The organism is Planktothrix prolifica NIVA-CYA 540, assembly GCF_963864145.1.
GTDB lineage: Bacteria > Cyanobacteriota > Cyanobacteriia > Cyanobacteriales > Microcoleaceae > Planktothrix > Planktothrix agardhii.
Window position 1 is genome coordinate 3225491 of the sequence record NZ_CAWLTW010000001.1, and the last position, 17416, is coordinate 3242906.

Consider the following 17416-nt stretch of genomic DNA (forward strand, 5'->3'; position numbering starts at 1 on the left):
AAAAAATCTATTTGATCTTCTCACGAACCTTTTTAGAGTATTATTATGGAATTTTACCAATCTGTGCGTTATTCATCTGCTTTAGAACAAGCCATTGATCGGAATCCATTTATTGTAACACCAGAAACCTGTTTAGCGGATGTGATTAAAATACTGGGTCAATCTCAGAATCATTGTCTTTTAAATTCCGGTAGTTCTTTAGTGGAAGAATCCCCGGAAAGCTGTGTTTTAGTCATTGCTCAAAATTCAGAAAAAATTATTACTGTACTTCGCAATGAACAACCTCACACGGCTTCAGTTTTAGGAATTATCACTGAACGAGATATTGTTAAGTTAATAGCAACAGAAATTTTAGATCCTGCTAGAAAAAAAACTCTCAATATAATCAGAGTCGCTGAAATTATGTCTCCTATTTCTGTTAGTTTAACAGAATCTGATGATCAAGATGTTTTTACGGCTTTATCTTTATTTCGACAACATCAAATTCTACATTTACCTGTTTTAGATAGTCGGGGACAATTGGTAGGAGTGATTACTCCAGAAAGAATTTGTCGGGTTTTACAACCTGCTAATATTTTAAGATTACGACGAGTCGGAGATGAAATGATTACCCAAGTGATTACGGCTCCAGTCACAACATCCGTATTAAGTTTAGCCCAAATGATGACGGCTAATCAAGCGAGTTATGTAGTTATTTTTCAAGCCGGAACCGAGAAAAAATTAACCCCCATTGGATTAGTTACAGAACAGGATATTGTGGAGGCGCAATTTTTAGAATTAGATTTAAAGGTTATTACTGCAATAACAGTAATGAAAAATTTATCCTTTTATTTAAAAACTAATGATTCTTTATGGATGGCACATCAAGAAATGCAAAAGCAACAGGTACAACGGTTAGTAGTCTGTGGTGATGAAGGAGAGTTATTAGGAATAATTACACAGGTTAGTTTATTAAGAATGCTTGACCCGACGGAAATGTATCGGGTAGTTAAACAACTTCAGCAATCGGTACATCAACTACAAACGGAAAAATTAGAACTGTTAAAAAGCCGGAATGCTGAACTAGAAAAACAAGTTGAAGAACGCACGTCTAAGGTTAAAGAACTGCAACAGTTAAATATTCTCAAAGATGATTTTTTGAGTACGGTTTCTCATGAACTTCGTACTCCTTTAGCAAATATGAAAATGGCGATTTATATGTTAAAAATTGCCCCCAACTCAGAGCGAAGTCCAAAATATTTAGAAATATTAGAATCGGAATGTCTGCGAGAAACTAATTTAATTAATGATTTATTAGATTTGCAACGTTTAGAATCTTCCGCCACACCTATTCCCCTGGAAAATTTAGATTTATTAGAATGGTTACCTAATATTATTAATCCCTTTTACTCTCGCACCAAAGAACGGAATCAGGTTCTAAATGTAGAGTATTATCCCTATTTACAACCTATTAGAACTAACCCCAATAGTTTAGAAAGAATTCTAGCCGAATTGTTAAATAATGCCTGTAAATATACACCCAATAGAGGAGAAATTTTCTTGAAAATCCATTATCGTTCTGTATCTAATTGGCTAGAATTAACTTCAACAGCTAAAAATAAGCGTAAAACAAAGAAACAGAATATTTCTTTACCTTCTCCCTCCATTTCTGACCCCTTACAAATTGTGATTCGCAACCCAGCCGAAATTCCAGAACAAGAACTTCCCCGAATCTTTGAGAAGTTTTATCGGATTCCGAATGCTGACCCATGGAAACAGGGAGGAACGGGGTTAGGATTAGCTTTAGTTCAAAAATTAGTGGCACAATTAAACGGGACAATTCAAGTGGAAAGCAACCAAAATCTTACCACTTTTATGATTGAATTTCCTTGTTAAGTTCAATTATTATTGAGCGAGTACAGACAAACCCTAAATGTAGGGGTAATTCATGAATTACCCCTACTATTGATAGCGGTGATGCGTAAGTCATGTGATAACTGACAACTGATAACTGATTATGAATCGTCGTGATTTTTTAACTGGATTAACTTTAACAGGAATTGCCACTCAGTTTCCTGTTTTTGCTCAATCTTCATCGGCTCAAAGGTTACTGAAACCACCTGCTTTAAAACCAGGAGATACGGTGGGGTTAGTGACTCCCGCCAGCCCTATTTTAAAAGAACATTTAAAGTGGATTCAACTACAATTAGGACAACAGGATCTTGTCGTTAAAGTTGCTCCCCATGTCATGAGTGAATATGGCTATTTAGCCGGAACCGATCAACAACGAGCATCAGACATTAATCAAATGTTTGCTGACCCTAATATTAAGGGAATTATTGCTACGGGTGGCGGTTGGGGAAGTAGTAGAATTTTACCCTTATTAGATTATGATTTAATTCGTAAAAACCCTAAAATTTTTCTCGGTTATAGTGATATTACCGCTTTATTATTAGGATTATATAGTCAAACCGGATTAGTAACATTTCATGGATTATTAGGAACTTCCCTCTGGAATCCCTATTCGGTAAGTTGGCTGAAAAAAATCCTATTTGAAGGACAAGCCGTAACCTTTCAAAATCCCGCCAGTGTTCGGGTTGAAACCATTTATCCGGGTCAAGCCCAAGGGAGATTAATCGGAGGAAATTTATCGGTTTTATCTGCTTTAGTCGGTTCTAAATATTTACCCAATTGGCAGGATAAAATCCTATTTGTAGAAGATATTGGCGAGGATATTTACCGAGTTGATCGAATGTTAACCCATTTGAAATTAGCCGGAATTTTAGATCAAATTTCCGGGTTTATTTTTAGTCAATGTACCGCCTGCACTAAAGGCGAGGGAAATGAACCATCTTTAACCTTATCCCAGGTATTAACGGATTTAATTCAACCGTTAAGAATTCCGGCTTGGTATGGTTCGATGATCGGCCATATTCGAGATCAGTTTACTATTCCTTTAGGAATAGAAGTAAAAATTGATACGCAACCAGGAACAATTTTAATGCTAGAAAATGCTGTAATTTCACGATAATATAGAACAAAAATGTATTAATTGTTACAGCTAATTAGAAATACACAATTATCTTAAATTTAGGTTAAACTTCTTGGATAAGAATACTGAGTTTTGTATCTGAAAATACCAGATTTTAACAAAAATTTAATAAATTTAAAATTTTTCAAAAAAGTATAGAAAGTCTTTATAAAAGTTTGCTTAAATTTTCGGTTAAGTTGATTACACTTGGGACAGACTTGAAACTGTAGAATTGGGTTAATTACAATTATCACAATTCTACTTTTGCTAATCTATTCCTAAATCCTCTGATGAACCTAGCTGCCAAGGAACTAAACTTTTATGATGTTCTCCCAATCTCAAGAACAACAGAGATCCTTACCTAATTCTGTTGATAGAACTGAAATGACACGGATGGCGGTGCAATGGGCACAGAAATACTATGCCAAAGCTGCTGCTAATAGCCCCCGCACTTCCAATCATTTCCTTTTAGATCATGAAGTTGATGTCACCGAATTTGATCAAGATCGTTCTAGGACTGTTGCAGACTTAATGAAGAATCTAAGCCTATTAGGAACCCTGGCTTGGAACAAAGTAGGAACCATTTTAGGGATTGACTGGAATCGTTATCCCATGAATAAACTGCATTTACAGGACACAGATACGCTGATTCAAGATGTGTCTAATTTATATCATCAAGCCTTAGAAGTTTTTGCTCAATATGAATACCCCTTCCGTTTATCCGTCTCTCTAGGGAAAGAGACAGTAAAACTGCGTCGAAAATACTCCCAAATTGAACCCTTAATGTTGGTTTTAGTCCAGTTGCAATTCCACTACATGGGTCGAATGTTGTTAGAATGGATGTCAATGAAAGAAAGAACAGTTTTCTTTCTTTACTTCAAAACTTTGGAGGATTATTTATACTCTCCCCTAGGGGAAGTTAATGATTTAGCTGGAAAACATTTATCGGATTCTCCTGCTTTAATTGCAGTTCAACAATTACTCCCCATCTTCACAACTATTGCCCATCAAGTTTACCGTCAAGTACAGGATTTGAATCCTGGCTATCGCAGTATTAGCGGGAATCTCAAAAATCATATCCTGCAATACTCAAGTACCCGTGATATTGAGTTATTTCAGATTTATCTATGTTGGTGTGTCTTAGAGAATAGTTTACGTCCCATACAACGGGAATTATTCCCCATGTGTGTGATTTTATATCCTCGACTCCATATCAGTTGGAAATTAATTCAGGATATGTTAGATGCCATGTCAGATGAATTGGAAAAGCGGTTACTACCTGAAAATTTTGCTGTCTTTTCTCCCTATCTTCATGTGTTATCAGAAATATTTTCTGATCAAGTAGTACAGTCTGTATAGCGGGGAACAGGGAACAGCCCCCAAACCCCCCGTGCACGGGGGGCTAGAGGGGGAGGGATCTGGGGGGAAATACTTCACCGTCTGGGTTCTAAGATCCGTCTGGTGTCCTAACTGCCTTGGCGGTTGCTATAATTACCAGAAAAAGATGATCAATTTTCCGAATCAAAATTAATCCAGATTTAATAGGGTGTAACTGCCAAAAACTTTCAAGGTTTCGGTAAAGGTTTTTAATTCAGCTAGAGCTAATTGTACGGAAGGTTGATCACTATCTGCTTCTAAATCCATAAAAAATAGATAATCTCCCAGTGAGCGCTTGCTAGGACGGGATTCAATTCGACTTAAATTAATCCCCCTATCGGCAAAAATTGCTAAAGGTTTTGCCAATGCACCCGGAACATTTGCCGGAACACTAAAGCCTAAAGATGTATATTTTCCCGATCCTGAAGGTTGTAAACTAACTACCAAAAACTTGGTACAATTATCGGGATAATCATTAATAGGATGGGCAAGAACAGGTAATTGATAAAGTTCTGCTGCTCTTAAAGATGCGATCGCGGCTGCATGGGATTCATCTCTGACATATTGTAAGGCTTCTGTAGTTGAATTTTTGGCAATTAATGGCACATCAGAAAGATGTTTTTCTAACCATCCTTGACACTGAGCTAGGGCTTGAGGATGGGAATAAACTACTTGAATATTAGCAAAATCTTTAGCTTGAGAAATCAACGCATGGGCAATCGGAAGAATTAACGCCTGTTGAATTTGAAGACAGCCAATTTGCCATAATGTATCTAGGGTCATAGTAACACTACCCTCAATGGAATTTTCAACAGGAACTACCCCAATATTTGCATCTCCTTTGGCAACTGTCCATAAAGTTTGACTAATACTTGAACAGGGGCATAACATCGCTTCTTCCCCAGTTTTTTGGGTAAGATATTGAGCATAAGCTAAGGCGGCGGCTTCTGCATAAGTCCCCGATGGGCCAAGATGGGCAATAGAAACAGTCATAATTTTAGTTCCGTAGATAATAAATGGATAGAAAGGGACGTTACAATTATTTATATTATTCTCATCAACGTTACCCTTATGATCAAGCGACTACCTATTTTTCAGGGAGTACAGGTCATTATTCTTGATCGGTGACTCTTGATTGATGAAAATAGTTTGAATAATTCTTAAATTATATTAAGATAAGTCAAAATTAGTAGACTTTTATAACTTTCTATATGTATACCCACTTTCAAGCCTCCCAAACCGTTGAAATGGCTGTACCGGAGCCAACTTTAATTCACCATTATCTGCGTCAACCGAAACGCTTGGTTAAAGCAATAGTTGATCCGACCCGTTTAGATGCCTTAACAGAGGATATTTACCGCTTAAAAATGCGTCCTTTGCAGTTTATGATGTTTAGTTTACAACCAACGGTAGACTTGAAACTATGGATACATTCCGATGGTACTCTCAACTTAAAATCTGTCGGGTGTGAAATTCGCGGAATTGAATATATTAATCAACGGTTTTCACTAGATTTAGTTGGAAAATTATATCCGGTTGAATTGCAAGGAATTACCCATTTAAAAGGTCAAGCTGATTTAAAAGTTAAAGTCGAACTTCCCCCGCCCTTATGGTTAACACCGCAACCAATTTTAGAAACAACCGGAAACGGACTATTAAAAAGTGTGTTAATGACCGTTAGACACCGATTAGTTCATAATTTATTATCGGATTATGCCCATTGGTCTGCGGAACAATTAGGGGTTTTAGTTCCACAAACGCCATCTGTTATTCAGGTTTCCAGTGCTGAATGTTAGGGGTTAAATTAGATTAAAATGACTGAAAATTTAGAACGGGTAATTGAACATGATCGATTATTTAAAGAGTTAATTTCGACGTTTTTTTGGGAATTTTTAGAGTTATTTTTTCCCGATCTGATTCCCTATATTGATCAATCCTCTATTACCTTTTTACCCCAAGAGGTATTTATTGATATTACATCGGGGAATCGTCGAGAGGTCGATCTATTAGCAAAAGTTCGGTTTCGAGAACAAGAAAGTTTTTTCCTCATCCATACCGAAACTCAATCCTACGCTCAAGCGGATTTTGCCCGGCGGATGTTCCATTATTTTGCTAGACTAGATGAAAAATATGCACTTCCGGTTTATCCGATCGCACTCTTTTCTTTCGATACCCCCCAACGTCTGGAACCCAATAACTATCAAGTTGAATTTCCCGACCGGAAGGTATTAGAATTTAGTTATGCAGCGATCCAACTAAATCGTTTAAACTGGCGAGATTTTTTACGTCAGCAAAATCCAGTGGCGGCTGCATTAATGGCTAAAATGAAAATAGAACCCCAGGATCGACCCCAAGTTAAAGCGGAGTGTTTACGCTTGTTAGTAACATTACGGTTAGATCCAGCTAGAAATCAATTAATTTCGGGGTTTATTGACTCATATTTACGCTTAAATTCTAGCGAAAAAGTCGTTTTTACCGAAGAACTAAATCGCTTAGGACTAATTCAGGAGGAAAGATTTATGGAAATTGTTACAAGTTGGATGGAACAGGGAATTGAGCAAGGAATTGAACAGGGAATTGAACAGGGAATTGAACAGGGTTTGCAACGAGAAATAACATTTATTTTGCGTTTACTAAATCGTCGTTTAGGAACAATTAACCACGAAATTCAAGAACAAATCCGCAGTCTTCCGATTGAATTAGTTGAGGAACTAGGAGAAGCATTATTAGATTTTGAAATGGAGTCAGATTTGTTAAATTGGTTAGCTGAAAATTGTTCCTAATTTTATAAAGGTAAGGATAATTGACAACACCTGAAAGATTGACGATGTTGGTAAGTAATACCATACTCTTGTATCGCTTGACGGTGTTTTGCGGTTCCGTAACCTTTGTTTTGTTTTAAATCATATTCAGGATATTTTTTAGCTAAACGGGTGATTAATTCATCTCGCCAAACTTTTGCGACAATACTAGCGGCTGCAATTGCAATAGATGTACTATCTCCTTTAATAATAGTTTGTTGCGGAATTAATAGTTTTGGAATCTTTTGATTTCCGTCAATTAAACAGAGTTCTGGTTCAGGATTTAACCTGATAATTGCTCGTTTCATCGCTAATAATGTGGCTTGTAAAATATTCAAGCGATCAATTTCTTTAACGGTCGCCCAACCGATTTTACAATCAATTGCGATCGCTTTAATTTCAATCGCTAACCGAGAACGAACCCCTGGAGTTAATTTTTTACTATCTTTAACTCCAGCGCTGGTTAATTGAGCAATACTATCCTCCGACAAAATCACCGCCGCCGCTACCACAGGGCCAAATAAAGCACCCCGACCCACTTCATCCACTCCCGCAATTACAATACAAGTTGGAGTCTGATATTCTGTCATTTAAGTTTAATTTAGAATTGCTATATAATTATACATAATAGATGAAAACCAATATTTTAAAAATAGAGTTTATGAAAAAAATTGTTTTAATTGCTGGGTTTGAGTCTTTTAATGCTGAGTTATATCGTACAGCAGCAAAGTTAGCCAGCGCTCGTTGTCCAGAATTAGAGATTTGTGTATTTAGCGATCGCGCTATTTCAAATCAACCGGATATCCTCGCCACCGCCCTAGAAAATGCAGATGTATTTTTTGCCAGTTTAGTATTTGATTATGATCAAGTATTATGGTTACGAGAAAGAGTACAAAATATTCCCATTCGTTTGGTTTTTGAATCAGCTTTAGAATTAATGAGTTTAACCAAAATTGGAGGCTTTAAAATTGGGGATAAACCGAAAGGAATGCCCAAACCTGTACAATTTATTCTGAGTAAATTTTCTAGTGGGAAAGAAGAAGATAAACTTGCTGGTTATATTAGTTTTCTGAAAACTGGGCCAAAATTATTAAAATTTATCCCCGTTCAAAAAGTTCAAGACCTCCGTAACTGGTTAATTATTTATGGGTATTGGAATGCGGGAGGTACAGAAAATGTCGCAGCAATGTTTTGGACAATTGCTACTAATTATTTAGGGTTAACCGTTGGCGAAATTCCCCCTCCACTAGAAACCCCTAACATGGGATTATTACACCCCGATTATAACGGTTATTTTGAATCACCAAAAGCCTATTTAGATTGGTATAAAACCCAATATCCTAATGCAGTTAATAATCGCGTTGTGGGAATATTACTCTATCGTAAGCACGTTATTACTAAACAAACTTATATCCCCCAATTAATTCATTATTTTCAACAGGAAAATTTAATCCCTTTACCGATTTTTATTAATGGCGTTGAAGGTCATGTAGCTGTTAGAGATTGGATCACAACAACGGATGAATTTAACAACAGACAACAGGGAAATATTCAAACCCTATCCCTATCAAAAGAGGCTGTAACTGTTGATGCGATTGTTTCTACCATTGGATTTCCTTTAGTTGGAGGGCCAGCCGGATCGATGGAAGCCGGACGACAAGTGGAAATTGCCAAACAAATTTTAACGATAAAAAATATTCCCTATTTTATCGCTGCACCTTTATTAATTCAAGATTTATTATCATGGACTCGTCAAGGAATTGGCGGTTTACAAAGTGTAGTTTTATATGCTTTACCTGAACTCGATGGTGCTATTGATACCGTACCTTTAGGGGGTTTAGTTGGAGAAGATATTTATTTAATTCCTGAACGAGTTAAACGTTTAACCGGACGGGTAAAAAGTTGGATTCAACTGCGACAAACACCGCCAGAAAAGCGAAAAATTGCAATTATTTTATATGGATTTCCCCCCGGATATGGAGCCACAGGAACCGCCGCTTTATTAAATGTACCCCAGAGTTTATTAAAGGTTTTACAAGCCGTACAAGCCCAAGGATACACCGTTGGAGAGCTACCAGAAACGGGAGATATATTAATTCAAAAAGTTAAAATAGCCGATGAAAAATTAGAAGCTCAACAGAACTTTATTTTTGCAGAAAATTCTGTTATTTCTAATCAAGTTAATGTCAATAAATTAGAGAAATGGTTAGGCTATTTACAACGAAGTCGGATTAAAAAACAATGGAAATCCTTAACAGAAACAGGAATTAAAACCTTTGGAGAGGATTATCATATTGGTGGAATTCAATTAGGAAATATTTGGGTAGGAGTGCAACCGCCTTTAGGGTTATCCGGTGATCCGATGCGGTTAATGTTTGAACGAGATTTAACCCCCCATCCCCAATATGTGGCTTTTTATCAATGGTTACAAAAGGAATTTCAAGCCGATGCTATTGTTCATTTTGGGATGCACGGCACGGTAGAATGGTTGCCCGGATCACCATTAGGAAATACGGGCTATTCTTGGTCAGATATTTTATTAGGAAACTTACCAAATTTGTATCTTTATGCAGCTAATAACCCCTCGGAATCAATGTTAGCAAAACGTCGAGGTTATGGGGTGTTAATTTCCTATAATGTACCTCCTTATGGTCGGGCTGGACTGTATAAACAATTAGTATCTCTACGGGAATTAATTGCCGAATATCGAGAAGATCCGAAGAAAAATTCTACCCTTCAAGAATCAATTAGTCAGCAAATTGTTGATATGGGTTTAGAGGTAGATTGTCCCTTTCAGGAGGGAAAAAAATTAGGCATTGCCTTTACAACCGAAAATGCTCGATTATTTAGTGTGGAAGTTCTCTATAACTATTTTATCAAAATTTATGATTATTTACAAGTCCTAGAACAGCGTTTATTTTCATCGGGATTACATACCTTTGGCGAGAACCCAACCGAAGAAGAATTAACTACTTATTTGAATGCTTATTCCACCGAATCAATGAATGATTTAACCTCGGAAACTGAAACTCAAATTCGAGACTTATTATTACAAACATCCGATGAATTAACCAATTTATTAAGAGGATTAAACGGGGAATATATTCCTCCAGCACCGGGCGGGGATTTACTCAGAGATGGGCCAGGAGTTCTGCCCACCGGACGCAATATTCATGCCTTAGATCCCTATCGAATGCCATCGGCGGCGGCCTATTTGAGAGGAAAAGAAATTGCTCAAAAAATCATCAATCAACAGTTAGCAGAAACAGGTAATTATCCTGAAACTGTTGCGGTAATGTTATGGGGTTTAGATGCAATTAAAACCCGTGGAGAGTCGTTAGGAATTATCTTAGAATTAGTGGGAGCCGAACCAATTAAAGAAGGAACCGGGCGAATTGTGCGTTATGAATTACAACCTTTAGAACAGGTCGGACATCCTCGAATTGATATATTAGCAAATTTATCAGGAATTTTTAGAGATAGTTTTGCTAATATTATCGAATTATTAGATGATTTATTTGTGCGGGCGGCTGATGCGGAAGAATCCGAGGAGCAAAACTTTATTAGAAAACACGCTTTGAAGTTGCGATCGCAAGGAGTAGAAAACCCATCCGCCCGTTTATTTTCCAACCCATCGGGGGATTTTGGATCATTAGTTAATGATCAAATTGTTGATGGTAATTGGGAATCAGGAGACGAATTAGCAGACACTTGGAAAGGAAGAAATGTATTTAGTTATGGACGCAAAGATCAAGGAAAAGCTAGACCGGAAGTGATGACACAATTATTAAAAACAATGGATAATATTGTTCAAGAAATTGATTCCGTAGAATATGGATTAACCGATATTCAAGAATATTATGCCAATACGGGCGGATTAAAACGGGCGGCAGAAAAACAAAAAGGTCAAAAAGTGAAAGCCAGTTTTATCGAAAGTTTTTCTAAAGATACCACTCCCCGACAGTTAGAAGACCTATTAAGAATTGAATATCGGACTAAATTATTAAACCCAAAATGGGCAGCAGCAATGGTGAATCAAGGAAGTGGTGGGGCCTATGAAATTTCTCAACGAATGACAGCATTAATAGGTTGGGGAGGAACAACAAATTTCCAAGAAAATTGGGTTTATGATCAAGCATCTAAAACCTATGCTTTAGATGAAAAAATGGCAACCCAATTAAGACAAGCCAACCCGGAAGCCTTTCGCAATATTGTCGGTCGAATGTTAGAAGCGAATGGTCGGGGATTTTGGCAAACCGATACTGAAACTTTAGAGAAATTAAAATCTTTGTATGAGTTAACAGAAGCAGACTTAGAAGGAGTAACACTTTAATCTTTATTCCTTTCTTAGTGTCTTAGTACCTTTGTGTTTACTTTGTTTTTTTAAATAAAATAAATTTTGGTTTGCCCTTTACAGATCACAAAAATAAAATGATAAGCTAGATCTATTAACCTCGATTTAGGAGAGCTTTGATGGTGGCAAACGATGTAATAGAGATTTCTGCGGTTACTGCCGTCAAAACCTTTCTGGCTGGGTTTCATGCCCTATCTGACCCCCTGCGTTTGCAGGTCATCAATCTGTTACGAGAAAAAGAGTTATGTGTTTGTGAACTTTGCGAACAGTTAGCCGTCAATCAGTCTAAGCTATCTTTTCACTTAAAAATTTTGAAGGAAGCCGGATTATTGGAAAGTCGGCAAGAGGGACGTTGGATTTACTATCGTCTAAACCTCAGCCAGTTTGGAGTTCTGGAAGCCTATTTAGCCAACTATCACCATTCGAGTCCCATTTTAACCTCTCATCAGGATTGTGATTAAGAGAGGTTGTATACTTGTTAATAGAATTGTATTCTTTTTAACAAATACTGGATGGAATTGATCGGGCTATAATTAAAGTATCAAGATATACTTTATTAGCCGATTCAGAATTTGGCATTCTATGTAAAAATAAACAATCATGTAAATTGGAGTCTGAAACTGATGACCAACCTAAGTTCCTTTTATTCTGGCTCTCGTTATCGGGGCAATGGCAAACCTGAGAATATCCTGTTTAATGCTAATTTGCAGGAATTTGCTCAAAAGGTAGACTTTATTGTTGGCTTGCAAACCGGGGGAAAACTTTCACCAGAAGAATCTTATGTACAAATCGAAACCTTGTGGGAAAAACTTCGAGAGAGCAAACAACATTTGGGAATTGACAAAAAAGCCGGATAATAGTCTGAATATAGAATCACTAAAATAAAGGGCGCAGATAAACTGTACCCTTTATTTTTAGGCTGGATTTTGGCAGAGTTATTTCTATTTTTGTAAAACAATATGTTTAATCGTCATTCCGGTTTTCTCCACCAATTGTCCATCCACCCACTCTTGATGCTCGGGGGGATTCGCCATAAAATCTTCTAGGGAAAAGGTTTCAGTTTCGGTTAAAACTGTACTGTATTCCTCTGGTAATGTAATCCCTTTCTGGAGGAGGCTAGTAATAAACGAACCTTAAGTTTGTGGACAAGAAACATTATAGCTCAACTAACCAAATAATTCATCAATAGTAATCCTAAATCCTAATAAAACAATTTGTGTATTAATAATATCACCAGCTTTAAACGCCAAGGTTTGATTTTCAGTAATAATTAAAATGCGATGATTCTCAGGAAAAACCAACCACACTTCTCGACAACCGGACTCTAAATATTCACTAGCTTTAGCAAATAAATCCTCCGCCGCATCACTGGGAGAAGCAATTTCAGCTAGGAGTGGAGGACTTTGGGGTAATGTGGGAAACTCCCCAAATTCTGTCAGTAATTCTGGCGTGAGATAGGAAACATCAGGACGTCGCCCTTGTTTTAAGGTGCGACAGGGAAGTTCAACCATTGTTTCTCCTCCCTGTCCCGACTCATTGATATAATTTCTCCAGTAAAAGTCTAATCTCGATTGAATCCTACTATGTTTGATTGTCATTCCGGTTGTCTCCAGTAGTTGTCCGTCCACCCACTCTTGATGTTCGGGGGGATTCGCCATAAAATCTTCTAGGGAAAAGGTTTCTGTTTCGGTTAAAGTTGCGATCGCCATATTCATTGATTCGCCTTTGCAGGACTGACAAATATTATTATATCAAATCTGGATATAATGTCATCCTATCCCGATCTAATTCAATCTAAATTAACGAAATTAATTCTCTTGGGAATAACCCAAATCTGGGAGTAAATCCGGTTGATGTGAAGCCTTGACAGCCAAGCGATCGCAACATTCATTTTCTTCATCTCCCGAATGACCTTTAACCCAAAGAAATTGAACTTGATGTTGTTCGGATATAGTGAGTAATCTTTCCCACAAATCAGGATTTTTAGCCGATTCTTTTTGACTACGTTGCCAATTATTTTTCTGCCATTTCTTCGCCCATCCTTTATTCATGGCATCAACTAAATAGCGAGAATCCGTATATAAATTAACAGCACAAGGAAACTTTAAGGCTTCTAATCCTATAATAGCCGCGATTAATTCCATGCGATTATTAGTAGTAAGTTGATATCCCCCTGATAATTCCTTGCGGTGAGGGCCAAACATCAACACCACGCCATATCCTCCTGGCCCTGGATTCCCACTACAAGCTCCATCGGTATAAATTGTAACTTTTTTTAAATTGTCGTTCATAATCCCATACTCAAAACCTGATACCTGACACCCGTTGCGCTATCATAGACAAATGACGTTAAGTTTTGTTGCATACCCTTGACTGCCAGTATTAGAAAACTCGAACCCGTTACTCAACCAACTGCTTGGCATCGTCTTAGGTGTCAGTGGCAGGGGGATGAAGCCATTGTGAAACAAGGACTACCCCATAGTCAACTGTCTCCCCCCTGGCAAATTTTAATGCTAGGGGATGGTTCTCCAACTCGACATCTACAATTATTAACTGGGGAACCCACAGAGGTCGATGTGATTGATATGTCAGCCATTGGTCTGAGTACGGATAACGCCCCAGAACAGATTTTAGCCGTTCCTGGCCCCCGTGTCCGCCGTCAAGTCTGGTTAAGAACCGCATCAGGACAACGGTTAGCCTACGCGACATCCTGGTGGGAAGCCAGTCATGTTGATGAATATTTACAAAATCGGTCTTTACCTATTTGGGCAAGTTTGGCAAGGTTGCGAACGGAACTGTATCGAGATGTGCAAGGAATTTATTATGGGGATAGCAAAGCCTTAGAATTAGCCTTTGGAGAATCGGGGCCGTTTTGGGGACGTCATTATTTATTCTGGCATCATGGCAAACCCTTAACCCTAATTTATGAAGTCTTTTCTCCCTATTTAACTCAATATTTAGGAAAAACCGGAGAGGTTTAAATATTCTTTATTTCCTCAGAATAGCGATAAGGTTTTCTCGAAAAAATAAGTTTATCCTTGAACCAGATTAAAAAACCTATTTTCTAATAGTGACGCGGGGTATAAACCCATTGTTTTTTATCTCCTTGCTGAATAATTCGAGTTTTACTCGATCCGATTAAAATTACCGTTCGCATATCGGCATCTTCAACGGTTAATTCTGCTAGGAATTTGATCGTTACGGTCTGCCCTTTGCGTCCTAAATTATGGGCTAAAATAATAGGGGTTTGGGGCGATCGCCACTTTAATAAAATCTCTTTAGCCTGGGAAAGTTGCCAAGTCCGATCCTTAGAAACTGGGTTATAAAATGCGATCGCTAAATCCGCTTTTGCCGCCAACTCAATTCGCCCAGCAATTGTTTCCCAAGATTTGAGAATATCAGATAAGGAAATCGCACAAAAATCATGGCCTAACGGGGCTCCCACACTGGCGGCCGCCGCTTGCATAGCTGAAATCCCAGGACATACCTGAATATCTAGGTTTTCCCATTCCGGTTTTGCCTTTTTTTCTAATACCTCAAACACCGCCGATGCCATAGCATAAATCCCCGGATCACCGGAAGAAACTAACACCACCGACGCACCACCGGAGGCTAAATCTAAAGCTATTTCCGCCCGATCTAATTCCACCCGATTATCCGATTCATGGCGAATAATTTCCGGTTTCCGTAGGGATTCTACTAAATCTAAATAGGTTTTATAACCCACCCAATCCGTTGCGGTTTCCAGCACCTCTCGCACTTCTGGAGACATCCAACGGGCTGCACCCGGCCCCGTTCCCACAATCGCTAACTTGCCAGGATTTAGCCCGGTTTCTGGCGGGGAAATAGGGCTTTCTTCCCCTAGGGTAGTTCGGTAGAAATCCTTTGAGTTGCCCTGATCCAAGAGATAAACCAAACAATTTAAACTCGGTTTTGCTAATTCTAAATTATTATGATCTCGAATCTCAATAGTTAATTTTCCCTCGGCTGAAAAGGGTAACTGACTATTTTCTAACCAGTCGGCTTCACCAATTAATTTTACTGTTTCCCCCGCTAACAAATCGGAAATAAAAGTTTTAGCATCATCGGGATTAACTAATTGATAACCCGCCGGGGGAGATAATAATGTGGTTTTAAATCTAATCTCGCCACTGGTGGTAATTGCAGGGGAAATTTGCAGCGCGATCGCAATTTGACGAGCTAAATCATTAACACCTTGTAAACCGCCCAATAAAGGGACTACAGCACTACCATCTTCCGCGATCGCTAATACCGGAGGTTCGGTATTTTTATTAATTAATAAAGGAGCAATTGTCCGAATCAATATTCCCGCCGCACAAACTCCAATTATCGGTGTTCCAGTTTGGTAGAATTGTCGTACCGTTTCCCCAAAATTATTATAGGTTAAATCCGCCGATTGGGTACGATTAATTAAACCATAAATCATCCCTGAACCGATGCTCTCTTGAATTTTCCGAGCAACTTTTATGCTGGTTTCTGTTAGAATAATAATAGCGGGTGGTTTCATTGCGGTTGGGTGGTACTCGGAACTAAAATTAATGACCAATAGGTGACGGCTTCAGGATCAACTTCAGTAATCGGAATAATTTTCTGATTTGGTAAAGTAGCTCTTTCGATATAAAGGGCGCGATTTAATAATCCTAATTCCGCCAAAATATCCCGAACTTTCGCAAAATGTCGGCCTAATTTAATAATAGCCGCGGCATCAACTTGGGAAAGGCGATCGCGCAATATTTCCGCTTCCAATGTCCCAGGCATAATACTAAAAACATCATTTCGATAGGTGATCGGCACGCCCAACATAGCTGCGCTGGCCATCACCGAAGAAATTCCGGGGACAACTTCAATCGCAAACCGCCCAGCTAGGCGATTCAAGATATACATAAAACTGCCATACAGCATCGGATCGCCCACACAGAGCACCGCCACATCTCGCCCCAAACTCAACTGTTCGGCAATCTTTTCGGCCGCGATATCATAATAGGGTTGGGAACTGCGCTCCACACTGAAGGGCAGGGGCATGGGAATTTCAATCTGATCGGGGCGAATAAAATCGGCCACGATCGCCCTGGCCAAAACCTTGCCATTTTCTAAGGTCGGATAGGCAATTACCGGGACAGTGGTTAGTATCCGGTGGGCCTTGAGGGTGAGTAATTCGGGATCTCCGGGGCCAATACCCAATCCATAAAGTCGTCCTAATGGGCTCATAATTCGTTTTCCTTTGCTAAGGCGTTGACTGCTGCTGCTGCGATCGCACTTCCCCCCCGCCTCCCGTGCAGGGTGATAAAGGGAACACCGCGACTATGGGCTGCTAATTCGGCTTTTGATTCTTCTGCCCCTACAAACCCCACGGGAAAACCTAAAATTAGGGCGGGTTTTGCTATGCCCAAATCTAGTAATTCTAGTAAGTGAAATAAGGCAGTTGGGGCATTCCCAATGGCAACTACAGCCCCGGCCAAATCCGGTCGCCATAATTCCAAAGCCGCGGCTGATCTGGTATTATTAATTTGACGGGCTATTTCAGGAACCTCTGGGTGATTCAGGGTGCAAATAATTGAGTTATTTTGAGGTAATCTCTTGCGGGTAATCCCATTCGCAACCATCTGAGAATCACAAAGAATTTTAGCACCTTTTGTAAGGGCATCCCGTCCGATTTTTACCGCATTGGATGAGGCTTCTAAATCCTGAACAATATCGGTCATTCCACAGGAATGAATTAAACGTACCGCTACATGAGCTAAATCCTCCGATAGATTTTCTAAGGGAGTTTCAGCGCGAATCATCGCAAAGGATTTTCTATAAATATCATCACCATTTCGCAAATAGTCCAGCATATTAATTGTTTGATATTTA

General features: G+C 38.7%; 16 protein-coding genes. 9 read left to right on the forward strand and 7 right to left on the reverse strand.

Annotated features, from left to right (window positions below):
• The first annotated feature begins 45 nt into the window (after nucleotides 1-45).
• From AC559H_RS14350 to AC559H_RS14360, 3 genes are all read left to right on the forward strand, one after another.
• Complete coding sequence (locus tag AC559H_RS14350) at nucleotides 46-1875, forward strand: CBS domain-containing protein (protein WP_026795814.1); 1830 nt, start codon at nucleotides 46-48, stop codon at nucleotides 1873-1875.
• Between the two features lie 121 nt (nucleotides 1876-1996).
• Nucleotides 1997-3010, forward strand: coding sequence for a S66 peptidase family protein (locus AC559H_RS14355; protein ID WP_193372578.1), 1014 nt, complete (start codon nucleotides 1997-1999; stop codon nucleotides 3008-3010).
• Between the two features lie 321 nt (nucleotides 3011-3331).
• Nucleotides 3332-4369 (forward strand): hypothetical protein, encoded by a 1038-nt coding sequence (locus AC559H_RS14360; RefSeq protein WP_148292276.1) that lies wholly within the window; start codon nucleotides 3332-3334, stop codon nucleotides 4367-4369.
• Nucleotides 4370-4537: 168 nt separating this feature from the next.
• On the opposite strand, the gene pheA is transcribed toward AC559H_RS14360, so the two are convergent.
• Complete coding sequence (gene pheA / locus AC559H_RS14365; RefSeq protein ID WP_026785578.1) at nucleotides 4538-5380, reverse strand: prephenate dehydratase; 843 nt, start codon at nucleotides 5378-5380, stop codon at nucleotides 4538-4540.
• A gap of 218 nt (nucleotides 5381-5598) precedes the next feature.
• On the opposite strand from pheA, the gene AC559H_RS14370 reads away from it, so the two are divergent.
• On the forward strand, nucleotides 5599-6183 hold the full coding sequence (locus AC559H_RS14370) for a DUF1997 domain-containing protein (RefSeq protein ID WP_026795816.1): 585 nt from the start codon (nucleotides 5599-5601) through the stop codon (nucleotides 6181-6183).
• 18 nt (nucleotides 6184-6201) lie between these two features.
• Nucleotides 6202-7170, forward strand: a complete 969-nt coding sequence (locus AC559H_RS14375; RefSeq protein WP_026795817.1) for a DUF4351 domain-containing protein — start codon at nucleotides 6202-6204, stop codon at nucleotides 7168-7170.
• Between the two features lie 2 nt (nucleotides 7171-7172).
• Here the strand turns inward: AC559H_RS14375 and AC559H_RS14380 are convergent, their stop codons facing one another.
• On the reverse strand, nucleotides 7173-7778 hold the full coding sequence (locus AC559H_RS14380; RefSeq protein ID WP_036833643.1) for a ribonuclease HII: 606 nt from the start codon (nucleotides 7776-7778) through the stop codon (nucleotides 7173-7175).
• Between the two features lie 71 nt (nucleotides 7779-7849).
• On the opposite strand from AC559H_RS14380, the gene bchH reads away from it, so the two are divergent.
• The 3 genes from bchH (at nucleotide 7850) to AC559H_RS14395 (ending at nucleotide 12399) form a co-directional block, all read left to right on the forward strand.
• Complete coding sequence (gene bchH, locus AC559H_RS14385) at nucleotides 7850-11521, forward strand: magnesium chelatase subunit H (RefSeq protein WP_026795818.1); 3672 nt, start codon at nucleotides 7850-7852, stop codon at nucleotides 11519-11521.
• Between the two features lie 140 nt (nucleotides 11522-11661).
• Entirely contained in the window at nucleotides 11662-12003 is a 342-nt protein-coding gene (locus AC559H_RS14390; RefSeq protein ID WP_026795819.1) for an ArsR/SmtB family transcription factor, read from the forward strand.
• 162 nt (nucleotides 12004-12165) lie between these two features.
• Nucleotides 12166-12399, forward strand: coding sequence for a DUF7219 family protein (locus AC559H_RS14395; RefSeq protein WP_036833641.1), 234 nt, complete (start codon nucleotides 12166-12168; stop codon nucleotides 12397-12399).
• A 309-nt stretch (nucleotides 12400-12708) separates the two neighbouring features.
• Here AC559H_RS14395 and AC559H_RS14400 read toward each other — a convergent pair whose 3' ends face one another.
• Both AC559H_RS14400 and rnhA read right to left on the reverse strand, forming a co-directional pair.
• Nucleotides 12709-13251, reverse strand: a complete 543-nt coding sequence (locus tag AC559H_RS14400; RefSeq protein ID WP_026795821.1) for a Uma2 family endonuclease — start codon at nucleotides 13249-13251, stop codon at nucleotides 12709-12711.
• A gap of 99 nt (nucleotides 13252-13350) precedes the next feature.
• The gene (gene rnhA / locus AC559H_RS14405) at nucleotides 13351-13833 is read right to left on the reverse strand and encodes a ribonuclease HI (RefSeq protein ID WP_026795822.1); all 483 of its coding nucleotides are present in this window, start codon (nucleotides 13831-13833) and stop codon (nucleotides 13351-13353) included.
• 90 nt (nucleotides 13834-13923) lie between these two features.
• Between rnhA and AC559H_RS14410 the strand changes: the two genes are divergently transcribed.
• Nucleotides 13924-14523: a chorismate lyase gene (locus tag AC559H_RS14410; protein ID WP_227351486.1), complete on the forward strand. Its 600-nt coding sequence runs from the start codon at nucleotides 13924-13926 to the stop codon at nucleotides 14521-14523.
• Nucleotides 14524-14606: 83 nt separating this feature from the next.
• Here the strand turns inward: AC559H_RS14410 and cobJ are convergent, their stop codons facing one another.
• The 3 genes from cobJ to AC559H_RS14425 are packed head-to-tail and all read right to left on the reverse strand — an operon-like array spanning nucleotide 14607 to nucleotide 17397.
• Nucleotides 14607-16070 carry a precorrin-3B C(17)-methyltransferase gene (gene cobJ, locus AC559H_RS14415; RefSeq protein WP_026795823.1) on the reverse strand — a complete coding sequence of 488 codons (1464 nt, stop codon included), beginning with the start codon at nucleotides 16068-16070 and terminating at the stop codon, nucleotides 14607-14609.
• Nucleotides 16067-16771: a precorrin-2 C(20)-methyltransferase gene (cobI, locus tag AC559H_RS14420; RefSeq protein WP_026795824.1), complete on the reverse strand. Its 705-nt coding sequence runs from the start codon at nucleotides 16769-16771 to the stop codon at nucleotides 16067-16069. Before cobI ends, cobJ begins: the two co-directional genes overlap by 4 nt.
• Entirely contained in the window at nucleotides 16768-17397 is a 630-nt protein-coding gene (locus AC559H_RS14425; RefSeq protein ID WP_036833638.1) for a precorrin-8X methylmutase, read from the reverse strand. Before AC559H_RS14425 ends, cobI begins: the two co-directional genes overlap by 4 nt.
• Nucleotides 17398-17416 lie beyond the last annotated feature (19 nt).

Excerpts from the sequence above, each read along its gene's own strand:
- pheA (WP_026785578.1), bottom strand. The coding sequence starts at position 5,380 with ATGACTGTTTCTATTGCCCATCTTGGCCCATCGGGGACTTATGCAGAA.
- AC559H_RS14375 (WP_026795817.1), top strand. The coding sequence starts at position 6,202 with ATGACTGAAAATTTAGAACGGGTAATTGAACATGATCGATTATTTAAA.
- AC559H_RS14350 (WP_026795814.1), top strand. The coding sequence starts at position 46 with ATGGAATTTTACCAATCTGTGCGTTATTCATCTGCTTTAGAACAAGCC.
- AC559H_RS14425 (WP_036833638.1), bottom strand. The coding sequence starts at position 17,397 with ATGCTGGACTATTTGCGAAATGGTGATGATATTTATAGAAAATCCTTT.
- rnhA (WP_026795822.1), bottom strand. The coding sequence starts at position 13,833 with ATGAACGACAATTTAAAAAAAGTTACAATTTATACCGATGGAGCTTGT.
- AC559H_RS14355 (WP_193372578.1), top strand. The coding sequence starts at position 1,997 with ATGAATCGTCGTGATTTTTTAACTGGATTAACTTTAACAGGAATTGCC.
- bchH (WP_026795818.1), top strand. The coding sequence starts at position 7,850 with ATGAAAAAAATTGTTTTAATTGCTGGGTTTGAGTCTTTTAATGCTGAG.
- cobJ (WP_026795823.1), bottom strand. The coding sequence starts at position 16,070 with ATGAAACCACCCGCTATTATTATTCTAACAGAAACCAGCATAAAAGTT.
- AC559H_RS14390 (WP_026795819.1), top strand. The coding sequence starts at position 11,662 with ATGGTGGCAAACGATGTAATAGAGATTTCTGCGGTTACTGCCGTCAAA.
- AC559H_RS14370 (WP_026795816.1), top strand. The coding sequence starts at position 5,599 with ATGTATACCCACTTTCAAGCCTCCCAAACCGTTGAAATGGCTGTACCG.
- AC559H_RS14380 (WP_036833643.1), bottom strand. The coding sequence starts at position 7,778 with ATGACAGAATATCAGACTCCAACTTGTATTGTAATTGCGGGAGTGGAT.
- AC559H_RS14400 (WP_026795821.1), bottom strand. The coding sequence starts at position 13,251 with ATGGCGATCGCAACTTTAACCGAAACAGAAACCTTTTCCCTAGAAGAT.
- AC559H_RS14360 (WP_148292276.1), top strand. The coding sequence starts at position 3,332 with ATGATGTTCTCCCAATCTCAAGAACAACAGAGATCCTTACCTAATTCT.
- cobI (WP_026795824.1), bottom strand. The coding sequence starts at position 16,771 with ATGAGCCCATTAGGACGACTTTATGGATTGGGTATTGGCCCCGGAGAT.
- AC559H_RS14395 (WP_036833641.1), top strand. The coding sequence starts at position 12,166 with ATGACCAACCTAAGTTCCTTTTATTCTGGCTCTCGTTATCGGGGCAAT.